Origin of the sequence: Pseudoflavonifractor sp. An85 (assembly GCF_002161235.1) — a bacterium.
Classification (GTDB): Bacteria; Bacillota; Clostridia; order Oscillospirales; family Oscillospiraceae; genus Enterenecus.
Window position 1 is genome coordinate 1 of record NZ_NFHE01000076.1, and the last position, 2,183, is coordinate 2,183.

The following is a 2,183-nucleotide window of genomic DNA, read 5'->3' on the forward strand; positions in this document are numbered from 1 at the left end:
TCCGGGCTGGTCAGGGTGCCCTCACTGGTGAGGCCGAACCAGACGCCTGCGGTGGGATCGAGCAGAACACTGTCGATGGGTTCGGATTCGCCAAGCGCCCAGTCGTTGCCGTTGGTGTTCTGCGTGTGGGGGTTCCACGAGGACGCGGAGTTGAAATACCCGTTGGCGTCGGTGACGATGACGTGGGTTTCCCCGGTGGTCAGGCTGGTGAGCTTGAAGGGGATTCCGGCCATCCGGTCGGCGCTGTCCCCGGTTTTCTTGCTGAAGGTGAGATCGCCACGCACCACCTGTTCCGGCACCTGCGGCGTCTGGTAGGTGACGGCGTTCTCCACGGGCTGTTCCTGAATCTTCTGGAAGCTCAGGAAGTCGCTGTTGAGCACGTAGCCTTCCGACGGTTTGGATTCGTACATGACGAGGGTGCCGCGCGGGATCACGGCCTGTCCGCTGGCGTCCCGGTACGGGTCATCCCCGGACACCAGATGGGCTTCATCGAGGAAGGCGAACCCGTTCGCGTCCGTGGCGACGACCCATGCGCGGGCCGGGGCGATACCGGATTCATTGAGGGCGGTGTAATTATCATAGCTGAGGGTGTCGTAGTATTCGATGGTGAACTCCGCGCCTTCGAGCGTGGCGGCACCCTGTGGCAGGTTGCCTTCATCGTTGCAGGTTCTCTCGCCGTCGTATTTGGCGACCATCAGCCCGGCGGGATCGTAGGCCGGGGCGTCGGTGAACGTGACGGTCGCGGTCTCCTGCGTGGTGATGGCGACGGCCTGCTCCGCTGCGGGCAGAAACCCTTCCGGGGGCTTGGTCTCACGGATGGTGACGGTCTGCCCTGCGGGCACCTCCAACGTGCCAGTGGTGCCGTCCTCCCCCGTGGTGAGGACGCCCAGCACACTGCCGTCCTGACTGGTGACGGTGAACTCAGCGCCCGCCAGCGAGTACATGGCGTTCCCGTCCGTGAGGGCGGGATCGGCGCTCTCTTTGACGATCCGCACGTATCCGTAGGGCATATAGGTGAAGTTGCCCACGCGCTGCGTGTAGCCTTGGCCGTACAGGTCGAAGTTGGGGCGCTCCTCCGGGCAGACATCCTCTCTGGTGTCGGCGAAGTACCGGCTCTCCACGATGATGTCATAGCTGGTGCCGTTCCATGTGCCGGTGAACGGGTAGTTCCCGGCCAAGGGAATGTAGCTCCCGTGGTCGATGCACTCCCCGTGATAGGTCTGCCCGTCCGGCATGGTCACGAAGAAGGTGGTGTATGGCTCCGATCCGCCGGTGTTGGCCCCGAGGTCGTCCACCTCGATATGGCAGGTGCCCGTGATGGTGGGTTCCGCCGCGTATGCCTGCATGGCGGGCGTGAGCACGCCGAACATGCTGCCCAGCATGAGCAGGAACGCCATGAGGCCCGTCCGGAGACGGCGGATTCTTTCTCTGAAATGGTTCATGATGGTCTCCTTTCGTTTTTCACATCATTGTGAGCATCTATGTAAAACCGCAGCGCTGCGGCAGAATATTCGGGAGACTGGGAAATCGAAAATCCTCGAATGAGGGTAAACCCGGTGTAACATACGGCTGCGGAAACCGCACACCGTCAATCAAAAGCGCGAATCCTTCTCTTATTCGCACGGTATCGCCCCCGTGCGGGGGATGCGCGGGAAGCTCGTGCATCCCCCTGCATGGAATGGCGGCTGTCAGTTCATGGCCTGTGCAAGCGCCTCATCCCCGTTGTCGCACTTCCATGTGCCCTTCGGCGTGCGCGTGTAGGTGAACTCGCAGTCAGTCTCGGTGGTCTCCGCCGTCTCGACCACATCCATCATGGTCTCCCCTGCGAGCTGCTTGAGGGCGTCCTGATCGGATAGCTCCGTAATATCCAAGGAATCCAGACGCGAATAGTAGTCGTTCTGGAAGTCCGTCATGATGCCGTCAAGGGACTTGCAGGTGATCGTGGCCTTGGCGGTGGCCACGCCGTCCTTGATCGATACGTCCTCCACGGTGTAATCGAACCCGTCCAGATATGCGGTCGCGAACTCGTCCGTGTCGATGCCCAGCGAGGCGAAGTCCTCGCCAGCATTCTCCTCGATCCCGGACACGAACGAATCGTCCCCCTGTTTGATCGTCTCAAGCTGGTTCGTGAGGTCGTCGCGGATCGCGGCCTCCGGGCTGTTGCACGCCGTGAGCGTGACGGC

General features: G+C 62.0%; 2 protein-coding genes. Both read right to left on the reverse strand.

Annotation, left to right across the window (positions count from 1 at the left end):
- A partial coding sequence (locus B5G37_RS14295; RefSeq protein ID WP_275532995.1) for a SpaA isopeptide-forming pilin-related protein occupies positions 1-1,442 on the reverse strand: 1,442 nt, incomplete at its 3' end.
- A 246-nt stretch (positions 1,443-1,688) separates the two neighbouring features.
- Positions 1,689-2,183, reverse strand: a 495-nt coding sequence (locus tag B5G37_RS15325; protein WP_087258927.1) for a hypothetical protein, incomplete at its 5' end; no start/stop codon positions are given.